This is a genomic window from Bacillus nitroreducens, assembly GCF_964021195.1.
This window is the reverse complement of the sequence record NZ_CAXHYI020000003.1, coordinates 2418376-2434889: the sequence shown is the minus strand read 5'-3', so window position 1 is coordinate 2434889 and position 16514 is coordinate 2418376. Positions and strand designations below refer to the sequence as shown.

At 37.5% G+C, this 16514-nt stretch carries 14 protein-coding genes; 1 reads left to right on the top strand and 13 read right to left on the bottom strand.

Annotation, left to right across the window (positions count from 1 at the left end; translation table 11 throughout):
- Positions 1-12 precede the first annotated feature (12 nt).
- The 13 genes from deoC to gpr form a co-directional block, all read right to left on the bottom strand.
- Positions 13-681 carry a deoxyribose-phosphate aldolase gene (gene deoC / locus ACWPVE_RS15625; RefSeq protein ID WP_453994880.1) on the bottom strand — a complete coding sequence of 223 codons (669 nt, stop codon included), beginning with the start codon at positions 679-681 and terminating at the stop codon, positions 13-15.
- 141 nt (positions 682-822) lie between these two features.
- Entirely contained in the window at positions 823-2184 is a 1362-nt protein-coding gene (gene mtaB / locus ACWPVE_RS15620) for a tRNA (N(6)-L-threonylcarbamoyladenosine(37)-C(2))-methylthiotransferase MtaB (protein ID WP_453994878.1), read from the bottom strand.
- Between the two features lie 5 nt (positions 2185-2189).
- Complete coding sequence (locus ACWPVE_RS15615) at positions 2190-2933, bottom strand: 16S rRNA (uracil(1498)-N(3))-methyltransferase (RefSeq protein WP_453994876.1); 744 nt, start codon at positions 2931-2933, stop codon at positions 2190-2192.
- Positions 2934-2964: 31 nt separating this feature from the next.
- Entirely contained in the window at positions 2965-3909 is a 945-nt protein-coding gene (prmA, locus tag ACWPVE_RS15610; RefSeq protein WP_453997580.1) for a 50S ribosomal protein L11 methyltransferase, read from the bottom strand.
- Between the two features lie 125 nt (positions 3910-4034).
- Positions 4035-5165, bottom strand: coding sequence for a molecular chaperone DnaJ (gene dnaJ / locus ACWPVE_RS15605; protein WP_453994874.1), 1131 nt, complete (start codon positions 5163-5165; stop codon positions 4035-4037).
- Positions 5166-5393: 228 nt separating this feature from the next.
- Positions 5394-7223, bottom strand: coding sequence for a molecular chaperone DnaK (dnaK, locus tag ACWPVE_RS15600; RefSeq protein ID WP_453994872.1), 1830 nt, complete (start codon positions 7221-7223; stop codon positions 5394-5396).
- 158 nt (positions 7224-7381) lie between these two features.
- Positions 7382-7978: a nucleotide exchange factor GrpE gene (gene grpE, locus ACWPVE_RS15595; protein WP_453994870.1), complete on the bottom strand. Its 597-nt coding sequence runs from the start codon at positions 7976-7978 to the stop codon at positions 7382-7384.
- A 310-nt stretch (positions 7979-8288) separates the two neighbouring features.
- The gene (gene hrcA / locus ACWPVE_RS15590; protein ID WP_453994868.1) at positions 8289-9320 is read right to left on the bottom strand and encodes a heat-inducible transcriptional repressor HrcA; all 1032 of its coding nucleotides are present in this window, start codon (positions 9318-9320) and stop codon (positions 8289-8291) included.
- Positions 9321-9421: 101 nt separating this feature from the next.
- A complete protein-coding gene (gene hemW / locus ACWPVE_RS15585) occupies positions 9422-10558 on the bottom strand; it encodes a radical SAM family heme chaperone HemW (RefSeq protein ID WP_453994866.1) in 1137 nt (378 codons plus the stop codon).
- A 354-nt stretch (positions 10559-10912) separates the two neighbouring features.
- On the bottom strand, positions 10913-12736 hold the full coding sequence (gene lepA / locus ACWPVE_RS15580) for a translation elongation factor 4 (RefSeq protein WP_453994864.1): 1824 nt from the start codon (positions 12734-12736) through the stop codon (positions 10913-10915).
- A gap of 350 nt (positions 12737-13086) precedes the next feature.
- Positions 13087-13440, bottom strand: a complete 354-nt coding sequence (locus ACWPVE_RS15575; protein WP_453994861.1) for a YqxA family protein — start codon at positions 13438-13440, stop codon at positions 13087-13089.
- Positions 13441-13458: 18 nt separating this feature from the next.
- Positions 13459-14646: a stage II sporulation protein P gene (spoIIP, locus tag ACWPVE_RS15570; protein ID WP_453994859.1), complete on the bottom strand. Its 1188-nt coding sequence runs from the start codon at positions 14644-14646 to the stop codon at positions 13459-13461.
- 201 nt (positions 14647-14847) lie between these two features.
- Positions 14848-15987 carry a GPR endopeptidase gene (gene gpr / locus ACWPVE_RS15565; RefSeq protein ID WP_453994857.1) on the bottom strand — a complete coding sequence of 380 codons (1140 nt, stop codon included), beginning with the start codon at positions 15985-15987 and terminating at the stop codon, positions 14848-14850.
- Positions 15988-16225: 238 nt separating this feature from the next.
- On the opposite strand from gpr, the gene rpsT reads away from it, so the two are divergent.
- Entirely contained in the window at positions 16226-16492 is a 267-nt protein-coding gene (gene rpsT / locus ACWPVE_RS15560; RefSeq protein ID WP_453994855.1) for a 30S ribosomal protein S20, read from the top strand.
- Positions 16493-16514: the final 22 nt, after the last annotated feature.

The following is a 16514-nucleotide window of genomic DNA, read 5'->3' as shown; positions in this document are numbered from 1 at the left end:
GCTTATTCGTTTTTAATAGTCAGAAGAACCTGTTAGTCCGTTTACAATTGCAACGCCAGCACTTGCACCAATTCTCGTTGCTCCTGCTTCAATCATATCTTGTGTTCCTTTTACATCACGTACTCCACCAGATGCTTTTACCCCGATTTCTGGCCCTACTGTTTTACGCATTAAACGGATATCTTCCACAGTAGCCCCACCTGTTGAGAAGCCTGTTGATGTTTTTACAAAATCCGCTCCTGCTTTAACTGCCAATTCACAAGCTCTAACTTTTTCCTCTTCTGTAAGAAGAGATGTCTCAATAATTACTTTTGTTAAAGCTTTTCCTTTCGCAGCCTCCACAACTGAATGAATATCTCTTTCGACTAATTCATCATTTTTATCCTTTAAGGCACCAATATTAATAACCATATCTACTTCAGTTGCGCCTTTTTCAATCGCATCTCTTGTTTCGAACGCCTTCGTTTCCGGTGTATTTGCTCCTAGTGGGAATCCAATTACAGTACAAACTTTTACATCAGAATCTTTTAATAAGCTAGCTGCAGTTTCTACCCATGTAGGATTCACACAGACAGACATAAAGCCATATTCCTTGGCTTCTTCACAAAGTTTTTCAATTTGAGCTTTTGTTGTATCTGCTTTTAATGCTGTATGGTCTATCATTTTTGCGATATTTGTCATTATGTAATACTTCCTTTCTGTTGTACGTACCTCTTATATCTTAACATTGATGCTTATAGGTGACTAGCACCAATTAGTTATATTATGTGATAAAAAAAAGAAGCTAATCAGAGGATTAACTTCTATTGGATAATTTTATGTTTAAGCAGTCGTTTTTGTTGCTTTTTCTTCGATTTGACGGTCCTCTTCAACCTTTACAAATTTGCCTTCGTTATATGGATATCCAGCTTTTGTAATTTTCACTTTAACAATTTTTCCGACCATTTCTTCAGTTGCATCTAGTTTTACTTTTAAGTAATTGTCTGTGTATCCAACGTATAAACCGCTTGATGGATCTTCCTTGTCTAGTTCTTCAGGAATAACTTCTAAGACTTCACCTTCATAGTTTGATGCATATTCTTTCGCTAATTGATCAGAAAGCGTAATTAATCGGTGAACACGTTCATTTTTTATTTCTTCATCAATTTGGTCTTCCATTCTCGCTGCTGGTGTTCCAGTTCTCTTTGAGTAAGGGAAGACGTGTAATTCTGAAAACTTATGTTCCTTTATGAAGTTATAAGTTTCCATAAATTCTTCTTCAGTTTCGCCAGGGAATCCAACTATCACGTCTGAAGTGATCGCTAATCCTGGTAATGCTTTACGTAATTTCGTAAGGCGTTCAGCAAAGAACTCCATTGTGTATTTACGTCTCATTCGTTTTAACACAGTGTTTGAACCAGATTGCAATGGTACATGTAGATGCCTAACAACCTTTGTTGATTGATCTAATACTTCAATGATTTCATCCGTAATTTGACTAGCCTCAATAGAGGAGATACGAATTCTTTTTAGTCCAACTACTTTTGATTCTAGGTCGCGGAGTAAAGCAGCAAGATTATAATCTTTCATGTCTTCACCATAGCCACCTGTATGAATACCTGTTAGAACAATCTCTTTATATCCTGCATTCACAAGCTGTTGAGCTTGCTTAATTACTTCTTCTGGGTTACGTGAGCGCATTAGACCACGAGCCCATGGAATGATACAGAATGTACAAAAGTTGTTACAACCTTCTTGGATTTTTAAAGAAGCACGTGTACGATCAGTGAAAGCAGGAACATCCAGTTCTTCATATACACGTGTTTTCATAATATTTCCAACACCATTAATTGGGGTACGTTCTTGTTTGTATTGCTCGATATATTCAAGCATTTTCTTTCGATCTTGTGTTCCAACAACAATATCAACCCCAGGAATCGCCATGATTTCTGCAGGTGATGTTTGTGCATAACAGCCTGTAACACAAATAACGGCATCAGGGTTTTTTCGTATGGCTCTACGAATGACCTGTCTACTCTTCTTATCCCCTGTATTTGTAACTGTACATGTATTAATTACATATACATCAGCAGTACTTTCAAATTCAGTACGCTCATATCCAGACTCTTTAAATAGTTGCCAAATGGCCTCTGTTTCATAATGGTTTACTTTACATCCTAATGTATGGAATGCAACTAATGACATTGTTGTCACCTCGCTAATTCAAAATGATATGACACAGCAGATAAAACATATAACGGTGCAGTTTCAGTTCGTAATATTCGAGGACCAAAGCTTGCGGAAATAAAGTCATTTTCAATTAATGTGGATACCTCTATTTCTGTTAAACCACCTTCGGGGCCAATCACTACAAAAAGAGAATCACCATGTTTCGCTTTTGATAAAACCTTTGCTAGATTCGATCTTTCTCCACGCTTTGCATCCTCTTCATACGCTACGATCTTATAGGTATAAGATCTACTATAGGACAATAATTCACGAAAGGATAAAGGTTTAGTAATAGTAGGGACTGTCGCACGGTGAGATTGCTCCGCTGCTTCCTTTGCAATCTTACCAAAACGTTCTACCTTTTTATGTCCTTTCTTTTCATCCCATTTGACAATGGAACGTTCCGCAACAAAAGGGACAAACTCAATTGCCCCGAGCTCAGTCCCTTTTTGGATTACATATTCAAGCTTGTCCCCTTTTGGTAGTCCGCTTGCAATACATACCTTAATGGGGAGTTCGCTTGTATTCTCCACCCATTCTACAACATTTGCCAAAACTGTATCATTGGTAATTTCAGTAATTGCACAAAGTGCTACCCTTCCATTATAACAACAATATATAGGGTCTCCAACTGACATTCTCATGACTCGTGTTATATGGTGAACATCATCACCTGTGATTGTGGCCTCTTCCTTATTCATCTGATTGACGAAATATCGTTGCATCTTTTATTCCACCGCCTGCAGCAAGATTCGCTTATTCACTTTTCTTTCTAGCAATCATGGATACCCAATCTTCCATGACAAGTACTTCTTCAATGACAAATCCAGATGCTAGAAGACTATCCTTCACTTCTTGTTTTTTTGTATTAATAATACCTGAAACAATGAATGCTCCATTAGGTTTCAAAATTTTTGCAGCATCATCCGTAAAGCGAACAATGATTTCAGCAAGTATATTTGCCACGACGAGATCCACTGGACCTTCAACATCATCAAGAAGATTATTTTGAGAGACAGTCACAACATCATGTACCTTATTGAGTTCAATATTGAGTTTTGCACTTTCAACTGCCACTGTATCTAAATCAAGAGCTTTGACAGACTTTGCTCCGAGCATCGCCGCAGCTATACTTAATACGCCCGAGCCCGTTCCAACATCAATAATCGTATCTCCATGCTTAACTGTTCGTTCGAGAGCTTGTATGCTCATAACGGTTGTAGGATGAGTTCCCGTTCCAAAAGCCATCCCTGGATCCAACTCGATGATTAATTCATCACTATGAACAGGCTCGTATTCCTCCCATGTAGGTACAATTGTAAATCGCTCTGATATCTTTACAGGGTGGTAATACTTCTTCCATGCTGTAGCCCATTCTTCTTCATGCACTTCATTAATGGAGATGCGATTATGACCCAAGTCAATATCAAATAGTAAAAGGTTATTAATTGCTTCTTTTATCTCTTCAATCGTTTCCCCTAAAAAGCTATTTACAGGGAGATATGCTTTTACAATAACGCCTTCATCAGGGTAATCATCTGGATTAAGTTGGTAGATCTCACCAAACACATCTTCTCTTTCTTTCGTTAAGTCAAATGGATCCTCAATGACTACTCCACTGGCACCTGCTTCATGTAGAATATTTGATACCGGCTCCACTGCCTCTTGTGTTGTGTGAATGCTAATTTCTGACCATTTCAATCCTACCAACTCCAATCCAATATTATCAATTGCACCTTGACGTATTTGCGCTTGATTATATGCCCACAGAAAGTAGGTCATGAAGAAGTCGCCACACGCTGTACGCCTTTATTCCTAAGTTTTTACTACTCGCCTTTAAATGCTCGCTTTACTTTAGCGAAAAAATTATCATGCTGTTCATCAGGAACATCGTTTCCACTCATTTCTGTAAACTCGCGAAGCAATTGCTTTTGCTTTTCTGTCAGTTTTGTTGGAGTGATGACCCGAACATGAATATGTTGGTCTCCTTGACCATAGCCTCGTACATTCGGTACACCTTTGCCACGGAGGCGGAATTTTGTTCCAGTTTGTGTACCAGCTGGAATTTTAAGTTTTACTTTACCATGTAAAGTTGGCACCTCAACTTCGTCCCCTAGTGCAGCTTGTGCAAAAGTTAGAGGCATTTCACAATAAATATCATCGCCATCACGTTCAAAAAACTCATGGGACCGAACGTGGAAAACAACATATAAGTCTCCTGGAGGTCCACCGTTGACTCCTGGTTCACCTTGACCTGCTACACGAAGTTGTTGACCATCGTCAATTCCAGCAGGAATTTTAACATGGATCTTCTTGCGTTTTTTCACTTTACCAGTTCCAGAACAAGTAGAGCATTTATTCTTAATAAACTTACCAGTTCCACTACAATGATGACATACTCGACGATTGACTATACGGCCAAAAGCAGTGTTCTGCTCTACACTAATTTGACCTGAACCACCGCAGTGTGAACAGGTTTCAGGTTTTGATCCAGCTTTTGCTCCTGAACCATTACATGTTGAGCAGTCTTCTTCTCTTGGTATTTCAATGTCTGTTTCTTTTCCAAATACAGCTTCTTCAAAATCTAGTGTCATTGTATATTGTAAGTCTGCCCCTTGACGTGGTGCATTAGGGTCTCTCCGTCTAGTTCCACCACCAAAAATTGAACTAAAAATATCTTCGAAACCAAAGCCACCACCAAAATCAGCACCTCCACCAAAGCCACCGAAGCCTTGATTTGGGTCTGTATGACCAAATTGATCATAATGAGCACGTTTGTTATCATCTGTTAATGTATCGTATGCTTCTGTAATTTCCTTAAATTTTTCAGCAGCATCTGCTTCTTTATTGATATCGGGGTGATATTTTTTTGATAATTTTCGATATGCTTTTTTTAGTTCATCTTTACTCGCATTTTTCGAAACCCCGAGGACCTCATAATAATCTCTTTTACTCATTAAATCCACTCCCGCATCATTCACATAGAGAACATTTTATCACTTATTTTTATGAAAAGACAATATTACTTGTTTATACAACAGTGTTCGTAATTATCTAATTTTTCGCTGTATTATGAAATTAGATGCCTATGAATAAAAAAAGTCAAAGCCAAGACAGGCCTGACTTCGACTTTTTTCTACATTAAATTCAAAATGATGTCTGGCTTTAGCGTCCAGGACACACCATTATTTGTCGTCTTTTACTTCTTCGAATTCTGCGTCTACAACATCGTCATCTTTTTTATCTTGGCTCGCGCCTTCTGCACCTTGTGCAGCTTGTGCTGCTTGTGCTTGCTCATAAAGTTTCACTGAAAGTTGTTGAACGATTTCTTGTAGTGCATCTTTCTTCGCTTTGATTTCATCAAGATCGTTTTTCTCAATTGCTTGTTTTAAAGCATCTTTAGCTTCGTTTGCTTTGTCAACCTCAGATGCATCCACTTTACCTTCTAAGTCTTTAAGTGTTTTTTCAGTTGTAAACACTAATTGATCTGCTTCATTGCGAAGTTCAACTTCTTCTTTACGTTTTTTGTCGGCTTCAGCATTTTCTTCTGCCTCACGTACCATACGTTCAACTTCTTCGTCAGATAAGCCTGAAGATGATTGGATTGTAATTGCTTGTTCTTTATTTGTACCTAGATCTTTTGCACGTACATTTACAATACCGTTCTTGTCGATATCGAATGTTACTTCAATTTGTGGAACACCGCGTGGTGCTGGTGGAATATCAGTTAATTGGAAACGGCCCAATGTTTTGTTGTCAGCAGCCATTTGACGTTCACCTTGAAGCACATGGATATCAACAGCTGTTTGATTATCAGCAGCAGTTGAGAATACTTGTGACTTGCTAGTTGGGATTGTTGTATTACGATCAATTAAACGTGTAAACACGCCACCCATTGTTTCAATCCCTAGAGATAATGGAGTTACGTCTAAAAGAACAACGTCTTTAACGTCACCAGTTAGTACTCCTCCTTGAATTGCTGCACCTAAAGCAACTACTTCATCTGGGTTTACTCCTTTATGTGGTTCTTTTCCAATTTCATTCTTAATTGCTTCTTGAACAGCTGGAATACGAGTGGATCCACCAACAAGAATAACTTTATCGATATCGCTTGCTGAAAGGCCAGCATCTTGAAGTGCGCGACGAGTTGGTCCCATTGTGCGTTCAACAAGTTCTGAAGAAAGTTCTTCAAATTTTGCACGTGTTAAATTGACTTCTAAGTGAAGCGGACCAGCTTCTCCTGCAGTGATAAACGGAAGAGAAATTTGTGTAGAAGTTACACCAGATAAATCCTTCTTCGCTTTTTCAGCAGCATCTTTTAAACGTTGTAATGCCATTTTATCTTTAGAAAGATCAATGCCATTTTCTTTTCTAAATTGATCTACTAAATAATCGATGATCACTTGGTCAAAGTCATCTCCACCAAGACGATTATCTCCAGCAGTTGATAGAACTTCGAATACACCATCACCTAGTTCTAAAATAGAGACGTCGAATGTTCCACCACCAAGGTCATATACAAGAATGGTTTGATCATCTTCCGTTTTATCTAAGCCATATGCAAGTGCAGCAGCAGTTGGCTCATTAATAATACGTTCAACTTCTAGACCAGCGATACGACCTGCATCTTTCGTTGCTTGACGCTCAGCATCATTAAAGTATGCTGGAACCGTAATTACAGCTTTTGTTACCTTTTCTCCAAGGTATTCTTCTGCATAGGATTTAAAGTATTGAAGTAGAATCGCAGATACTTCTTGTGGTGTATATTGCTTACCTTCAATTTCAACTTTATAATCTGTTCCCATGTGACGTTTAATTGACATGATTGTGTTAGGATTTGTGATAGCCTGACGTTTAGCCACTTCACCTACTTGTCTTTCCCCATTTTTAAATGAAACAACAGATGGAGTTGTACGGTTACCTTCTGGGTTAGGGATAACTTTTGGTTCTCCCCCCTCCATAACAGCAACACATGAGTTTGTAGTACCTAAATCTATACCGATGATTTTACTCATATAAAAACCTCCTTAAATTGACAATAACCTAGACTTAACTAATGTATAGCTCCAGGCGCCATCACCTCAAATCATAAGCCATTAGAAGATGATAGGACCTTCTGTCAGCACTCATACTATGCTTGAAGGTGATAAACGGGCACGCTTAGAGCTTTTCGTTATTCATTCACCTTCACCATTGAAGGTCGAATTACTCGATCTTTTAATTTATATCCTTTTTGGAACTCCTCTAAGACGACATTTGATTCTGCATCTGGCTCACTTACCTGCATAACAGCTTGGTGTACATTTGGATCAAATTGTTGTCCAACCGCTTCAATTGGCTCTACCCCTTCTTTTTTCAGGGCATCCATAATGCTGCGGTAGACCATTTCAACACCTTGGATAATAGATTTTGCTTGGTCATTAGTCGCTTCTATTTGAAGTGCTCTCTCAAAATTATCAAGAGCAGGTAACAGATCACTCACAAGACTTTGCGCTCTATATGTAGCAGCTGTCTCTTGATCTAAGCGAGCACGTCTTTTAAAGTTTTCAAAGTCGGCAATTTGGCGCAAGTTGCGATTTTCTGCCTCTTCAAGCTTAGCTTCAAGTTCTGCAATTTTTTCATTGGCTTTCGAAAGTTCAGCTTTCACATCTTCTTCTTGTTCTTCTATAAGTTCTGCTTCAGCTTGTTCAATCGTTTCTACCACATCATTTTCTACGTTTGCTTCTACTACTTCAATTTCTTCTTTCATTACCTCTTTCTCGTTAGCCAATACACTCACCTCCCTCAAAGTGAAATTACTTATTCTACTATATCAAAAATATATGTATGAGAGGGTTATTCACCCTCATTAATCTGACGCACATAAAATAAAGCGGTATAACAATACGTTGTATCAGGATGTAGTGTTTTAAGACTTAAAATTAATATTAGAAAACACCCTGACAAAAACTGTGGTATCCGCTAGAGACTTTTACCTTTATTCCAACTTAGTTGATCCTAAATGGGAATGGTACTCTACTTGCATTATCACCAATATATTAGTCAAGTACTCCCTATGAATAAAGATAATTTAGCCTCTACTATTCATTTTGGTACAACCTAGTCAGTTCCTTCGTAAAATCCTGACTGATGTGTTGTAATAAAGAAATAACACGTGAATATTCCATACGTGTCGGACCTAATATAGCAATCGATCCTAGATGTTCATTTCCAACAGAATAGGTAGCGGTAATTAAACTACAATCGTTCATAGCAATATTGTTATTTTCTTGACCAATTTTAATATTAATTCCTGCTTTATCTGTTCGTAAAAGTTGCGGTAATACATGTTCACTTTCAATCATCGTTAATAATGTACGGACTTTTTCTATATCGTGGAATTCAGGTTGGCTTAACATATTGGCCTTTCCACCAATATACATCCTCTCTTCTGTTTGAAGATTAAGTGTTTTGTCAAGGACATTAATCACCATATCATAATTACGTATATTGGTTTTTAGAAGTTGAGCAACCTCTTTGTAGATTTTGTTTTTCAAATCAATCAAAGGAACTCCAACAAGTCTCTCATTTAGGATGTTTACCATTTTTTCAATATCGCTTGGATCAATCGACTCTGGGAATGAAATGGTACGGTTTTCCACATGGCCGTTATCTGTCACGATAATAGCAACTGCAGTTTCATTATTAATGGGCACAATTTGCAGCCTCTTTACTTTATTATCTTTAAAGGCTGGACCTAGCACGATTGCAGTATAGTTCGTTAGGTCAGATAAGATCTGTGCAGATTTTTGAACAATTTTTTCTAATTCATAAATTTTCTCAGCAAAAATTGATCTTAACTCAAGTTTATCTTTTGTAGATAATCGGCTCGGAGACAATAAATGATCCACATAGTATCGGTAACCCTTTTCTGATGGAACTCTACCAGAGGAACTGTGGGTTTTCTCGATAAATCCTAGTTCTTCCAGATCTGCCATCTCATTGCGAATAGTTGCTGAGCTAAACACAATCCCATCCTTTTTCGACAATGTTCTTGACCCTACTGGCTGTGCAGATCTAATAAAGTCATCAATTATTACTTGAAGAATCAATAGCTGACGATCTGTTAGCAAGGAACATCACCTCTGTTAGCACTCCTAAACTGCGAGTGCTAATTCTATAATTAAATTACCAAATACGAATCTCATTGTCAACGATAAAACAACGATTACCTTCATAACAAAAATGCTTGAAAAACCTCATTCCCAAGAAACTTTCCATTATGTGTTAAACGAATAAAATCATCTTTCTCTTCCAGTAAGCCTTTTGCCTTTTGTTCTTCAATTTGTTCTCCAAAAACGTCAAAGATGCTTTCTGAAAATTTTTCTTTAAAATGTTGAACGGAAACTCCCTCTGTTTTACGCAAACCTAAAAAAAGCTCTTCTTCCATCTTTTCTTGTTTTGTTACTTCATGTTTTTCGACATAAGCAAAGCCGTATTCGTCAATTGCAGACATATATTTTTTAATTGGACCTGCATTTGAGATTCGCTTTCCTGCAATATAACTATGTGCCCCTGCACCAATTCCATAGTATTCTTCATTATTCCAATATGTTAAATTATGACGACTTTCATAACCATCTTTTGAAAAATTGCTAATTTCATACTGATGAAATCCATGTTTATTCATCTCTGCCATGAGTATTTCATACATGGCTGCTTCATTTTCTTGGCTTGGTAGATGTAACTTACCTCTTCTCATTAAATTATAGAACACTGTTTTGGGTTCAATAATAAGGGAATATGCCGATACATGTTGCACATCCAATGAAAAGGCTAATTCAAGCGACTCTTGAAAACTTTCAAGCGTTTGATGGGGGAGGGCATACATTAAATCAATACTTATGTTCTTAAAACCAACATCTTTTGCTAATTCAATCGTTTGAAAAACATCAGTCCTTCGATGTGTTCTTCCAATTGATTTTAGTAGCTCATCATCAAAAGTTTGCACACCAAAACTGATTCGATTCACACCAGAGTCTCGTAATACTTTTAATTTTTCCTCAGTAAGGTCTCCAGGATTCGCCTCAAAGGTAAATTCCATTGTCTCACTTCTATTTTTTAAATGTTTGTTAATACTTGTTAAAAATATTTCTAGTTGTTTGGTGCTAAGAACGGTGGGCGTGCCACCACCGACAAATATGGATTTTAGTGTACCAGAAGGATTTGCCTCAACTGTGTTTTTCATTTCTAAATCCATAGATTGAAGATATTCGTCAACAGGCTGACCTTTTAGAAATACTTTATTAAAGTCACAATAGTGACAGATTTGTTCACAAAAAGGTATGTGAAGGTATGCTGCTTCTACCAAAGAATCACTTCTCTCTAAATTACTGTTAAAAAATAGGGTCGAAAATGACAAGTTAAATTTTTGTGTTATCTAGCTTCTGGAGTTTTCGTACACTCACTTGGCAAAACTTGACACATAGGAAGTCGTATCCTTATCTATGCGGTCTTATCAACCTTCGACTAATATGGAAAAACCGCAGAATTGTCTGCGGTATCTGGATATGAGTTGTCTTTCTATGTCTCGCAACGATAGCAAGACTTACCATACCATTCGTATGATGAATACAAACTACTAAATCATTCTGCGGCACATTTGTGAATCCTACTTCGTGTACGCGTAAATAAAGTACGTCTGTTGCTACTTGATTCGTACTTTTTAGTTATCATCCATTTTTAATACGGCCATAAATGCTTCTTGAGGCACTTCGACTGAACCAACTTGCTTCATTCGTTTCTTACCTTCTTTTTGTTTTTCTAGAAGCTTACGTTTACGAGAAATATCCCCACCGTAACATTTTGCTAAAACATTTTTACGAATTGCTTTAATCGTTGAACGAGCAATAATTTTTTGACCAACAGCTGCTTGAACAGGTACTTCGAATTGCTGTCTAGGAATTAATTCCTTCAGTTTTTCAACTATTAACTTTCCACGATCATATGCTGAATCTCTATGAACGATAAACGACAGAGCATCCACTTGTTCACCATTCAATAATATATCCATTTTCACAAGTTTAGATGGCTTATATCCAATGAGTTCATAATCAAATGATGCATAGCCCTTTGTATTTGATTTTAATTGATCAAAGAAGTCATATACGATTTCGGCCAAGGGAATTTCATAAATGATGCTTACTCGTTTTTCATCTAGATATTGCATATCGATAAAGATACCTCGTTTACCTTGGCAAAGCTCCATGACTGCACCAACATAGTCGTTAGGTACCATCATCGTTGCTTTAACATAAGGCTCTTCGATTCTGTCAATTTTTTGCGGATCTGGCATCTCAGCTGGGTTATCAATTTTTAAATCTGTCCCATCTGTTAAAAATACATCGTAGATAACACTTGGAGCCGTTGTAATTAAATCAATTTTAAACTCTCTCTCGATTCTTTCTTGAATAATCTCCATATGCAATAAACCTAAGAATCCACAACGAAAACCAAAACCTAATGCTTGTGATGTTTCAGGCTCATATTGAAGTGCAGCATCATTTAATTCGAGTTTTTCTAATGCTTCTCGCAAATCATTATATTTTGCTGTATCAATTGGATATAGACCACAATATACCATAGGATTAAGTCGTCTATAACCTGGTAACGGTTCTGTAGCACCGTTCTTAGCATTTGTGATGGTATCCCCTACACGTGTATCGCCAACATTTTTAATGGCAGCAGTTAAATAACCAACATCCCCAACTGTTAACTCTTCACGAATTGTAGCACGTGGAGTGAAAACACCCGCTTCAATCACTTCAAATTCCTTACCAGTTGCCATCATTTTAATTTTATCACCAGGCTTAACTGTCCCTTCAATAATACGAATGTAGGCAACCACACCACGATACGGATCATAAACTGAGTCGAAAATAAGTGCACGTAATGGTGCATCTGGATCACCTTGTGGTGCAGGTACTTTTTCAACAACCTGTTCAAGGATATCCTCAATCCCAATACCTGCTTTAGCAGATGCTAGAACCGCTTCTGATGCATCAAGGCCAATTACATCTTCAATTTCTTGTCTAACCCGTTCAGGGTCTGCACTTGGTAAGTCAATTTTATTAATAACTGGTAAAATTTCAAGGTCATTATCTAAAGCAAGATACACATTTGCGAGTGTTTGTGCCTCAATCCCTTGTGCTGCATCGACGACTAGAATTGCACCTTCACACGCCGCTAAACTACGGGAAACTTCATATGTAAAGTCGACGTGCCCTGGGGTGTCAATTAAGTGAAAAATATATTCTTCGCCATCTTTCGCTTTATATTTTAATTGTACCGCGTTTAATTTAATCGTTATACCACGTTCTCTTTCCAAATCCATAGAATCTAGCAATTGCTCTTTCATTTCACGATGGGTTAACGCATTCGTTTTTTCAAGAATACGGTCTGCCAGAGTAGATTTACCATGGTCAATATGGGCAATGATTGAAAAATTCCGGATTCTAGATTGTCTATTACGTCTCTCTTCTTGGTTCATAAAAAATCCTCCTGATACGAAAAGCGCAAGCGCCTAATTCGTGTTCGTCTACTAAGTACCTGCCACATTCTATTACAAACATAGACGGTAGTACTCTTTGTGCAAGTACGACAAGTGCTTTAGAACCCTGACGAGGTGGCTGTTGCCCACAGCAGGGGGCTAAAAGCGACTTCGTAGGCTAGGCAGCTTGCGCTGGACAATATAATTAATTTTAGCATTCCAGTCTTTTAAAATTACACTATTACACTAGATTAGATTATACAGAACTCTTTTCTTACATTCAATTAAGAAAAAAAGCCGACGACTTATTAAATAGAAATAGAGTTTGCCATCTGGCAAACTCTAGGTAATCAAAGTTTCTCGAGGAGCATCCCTATCCCATTCCCAATGGTTTTCATGATTTTTTCAAACAAAGAGCTTATCCCATCACCGAGTTTCTCTCCTAGCTTTGAAAAAAAGTTGAATGCTTCTACGTCCTCTAGTTGTTTTTGCTTTTGTTCTAAATCATGACTCGACAATTTTCGGCCCAAGACCGATGCCTCAATTTCACCGTTATTATCCGTGATGTGAAAGGCACCTTGAAGAGAGGGGTCATTATAGCCCCTCATTTTCTTCATTCCTTCATTTGCTTGCTGCATCCCAATTAATACTCCTAAGAGAAGAACGGTTACAATCAAGAAACATTTCATCATGAATTTAGCCATTGGAATTCTCCCTATTCATTATTCTACATTTGCATTTACCTTTTCGGCCTGCCAATAGTATTCTGATAACGCATCTGCAACAGCCGCTGCTGTTCGACGTAGCTCTTCGAAATTATTATCGACACCACCGAATTCAAGAAGTAACGCATTTTCTGATTTATTCTGATTATATACACCATTATTACCAGCTCCACCTTGACCTATTACACCTCTACTTAAACCAGGATATTTTTTCTCTAAAATTTGATGCAATTCTTTTGCTAGTGCAGAATTCTTTTCAAACTGAGGATTATCGGTACCAACTATAAAGGCTATTTTTGCATATTCTTTACCGTTTAATGTGATGGTCGTTTTATCTTTTCGATGGGCATCTCGATGGATATCGATAAAATAATTAAGATCTCGATTATTGTTCATAGCACTAGCAAAAATTTCACCAGATGCCTTATAGGATTGATAATAATTGTACCCTTTAGATTTTAAATATTTATCCATATTGGTCTTATCAACCTCTGTACCAATTCCCCTTGCCTCTAATTCCTGAGCTAGCATTTCTCCTACTTTTGTTACATTTACCTCTGGATGTCTGGCATTATTTGCATTTGCAGTATCCACACCTTTTAAATGTGGAAAATATGCTTCAGAAGAATGTGTATGATAAATAAAAGCTACTTTTTTATCACCAGTGGTCATGGTCGGTGGTGGTACTGGCTCGGATGGTTTCTCAGCCTGCTCCACATTTTGAGTTGCTATTTGTCTCTCATCGAGTAATACATCCAATGGAGGAGGAGACTCAATTGGCATATTCGTATAATTTGTTCCTTCACCAGCTACAAGTATTTTTCCATCAAATGCAGAGAATCCAGGAAGTTCCCTACCTAGGAAGCTGCGTGGGTCATCCAAAGAGAGATTGGTTGCCGCTTTAAAGACTGCACCTAAGTAGTCTGGTTTTGTAGTAGATTCAGGTAATCCTTGTACGAAATAATGATTTTCATATCCTAATAAATGAACAAGTGCTTCCCCTGAAAGATTGGTTGCCACATTACTGATGGAAGATGAACTTATTCTATATTCTGGTTTAAGAGAGACGATTGCTCCCGTGATCGTAAACAATAGTATAAAACTAAAAATGAGGAATAGAATCCCTTTTACAATGCTTGTTCCTTGAATTGAGATCATCATTCCTTGAGCACGAAAACTCTTCATATTCTACCTCCTCAATGTTTGTCTATCATATTGATATGTACAAACTTAAGTTGGTAGAACCAAATTGCTAGAATCAATTCTCTTTTTTATTGGTAGCTCTAGGTCTTAAAAGTGTAACCCATTCACTTCACAGCCAAAACAAACCGTATATAACCATATGTCTTATGCTTGAGCCTAGCTTTTAGCGCTTAGCATTTTTTATTAGTGTGTATAAGCACCCGAATTTTCCTGATTTATCTCACCGTGTAATGCTGTGTTAAGCCCACCTGCGATAACGTTAGCCATGTCTTCGATAAATACATCTACTTCTTTTGGTGTGACCATTAAGTTATGCCCGAGAGGTGACAAAACTTCATGAATGAGCTTTCTCTTTTCATCGTCAGGTAAGTTTCCGACTATCCCCAAGAAAGTATTTCTTTCTTCTTCACCTGGTAAATCATCATCCGTTAAAACTTTTCTTTCCCCGAAATTCATACCTGCTGGAACGAGAGAACGTGAAGGCTTATCTCCTTCCTTCAACTCTCTACCAAAATGCTTCAAAATAAAATCAATCGCATCACTGGTAATAGATACAGCATCTACCACAGTTGGAATTCCAATCGCAATCACGGGAATTCCTAAAGTGTCTTTACTAAGTTCTTTTCGTTTATTTCCAACCCCTGAACCAGGATGGATTCCCGTATCTGAAATTTGAATAGTAGAATTAACTCTCTCTACCGATCGTGCTGCTAATGCATCAATAGCGATTACAAAATCAGGCTTAGATTTTTCAATTACACCATAAATGATGTCGCTTGTTTCTATTCCAGTTAACCCCATTACACCTGGTGCTATGGCACTTACAGAACGAAAACCATCTTGAACGTTTTCAGGTTGAAGCTGAAAAAGATGCCTTGTAATAACTAAGTTCTCGACTGCCAATGGCCCAAGTGCATCTGGGGTGACATTCCAATTTCCTAAGCCAACAACAAGACAACTTGCTTCTTTTCCTATATTTAACTTCGATAAGAAATGACTGAATTCCTTAGCAAATACTTTTTGTACCTTTTCTTGGAGTTCAGAGTCTTTTTGTCGTATTCCCTGAACTTCAAGAGTTAAATAATTTCCCTTTTTCTTCCCGATAGCCTTAGCGCCATCTTCAGTAATTTCTACCGTAGAGACGGTAATACCGTCTTCTTGTTTCTCTTTAATGATTACCCCTTCTATGTCTGATACAGGCTGTTGATCTTCCTTTAGGGATTTATTACGTTCTTCGACTGCCATTGCACTTGCTTCTAGTGCCAAGTCAGTACGTACCGAGTATTTAGTTAAATCTAATTCTCCCAATCCAATAACCTCCATTTTTCACATATTAACTATAGCTTTACCTCCAAATCTGAGGTTCATGCAATTTTTATCATGAGTGAATTAGATTAGTATTGCATTCTCACATTCAATTTGATAGAATAACTTTTGTTGTAACATCAGAGTATCAAAGACTGTATATGAGATCATTACGAAGGAAAACTTTATATAGAGAAGGTTTTCGTATTATGATTGATCGTGTTAAATCATCTTGATATTCGCAGGAGGTGAAAGTATGCCAAATATTAAATCAGCTATCAAACGTGTAAAAACTAATGATGAAAAACGTGCTCATAACGCAACTATCAAGTCTGCAATGCGTACTGCTGTAAAAAACTTCGAAGCATTAGTTGCTAACAAGGACGTTGAAAACGCAAAAGCAGCTCTTTTAACAGCTACTAGCAAGCTTGACAAAGCAGCTCGTAAAGGTCTTATCCATCAAAATGTTGCTGACCGTCAAAAATCTCGTCTAGCTAAAAAACTTAACGAGGTTAACGCATAATAAATAAAACGACTCGTTTCGA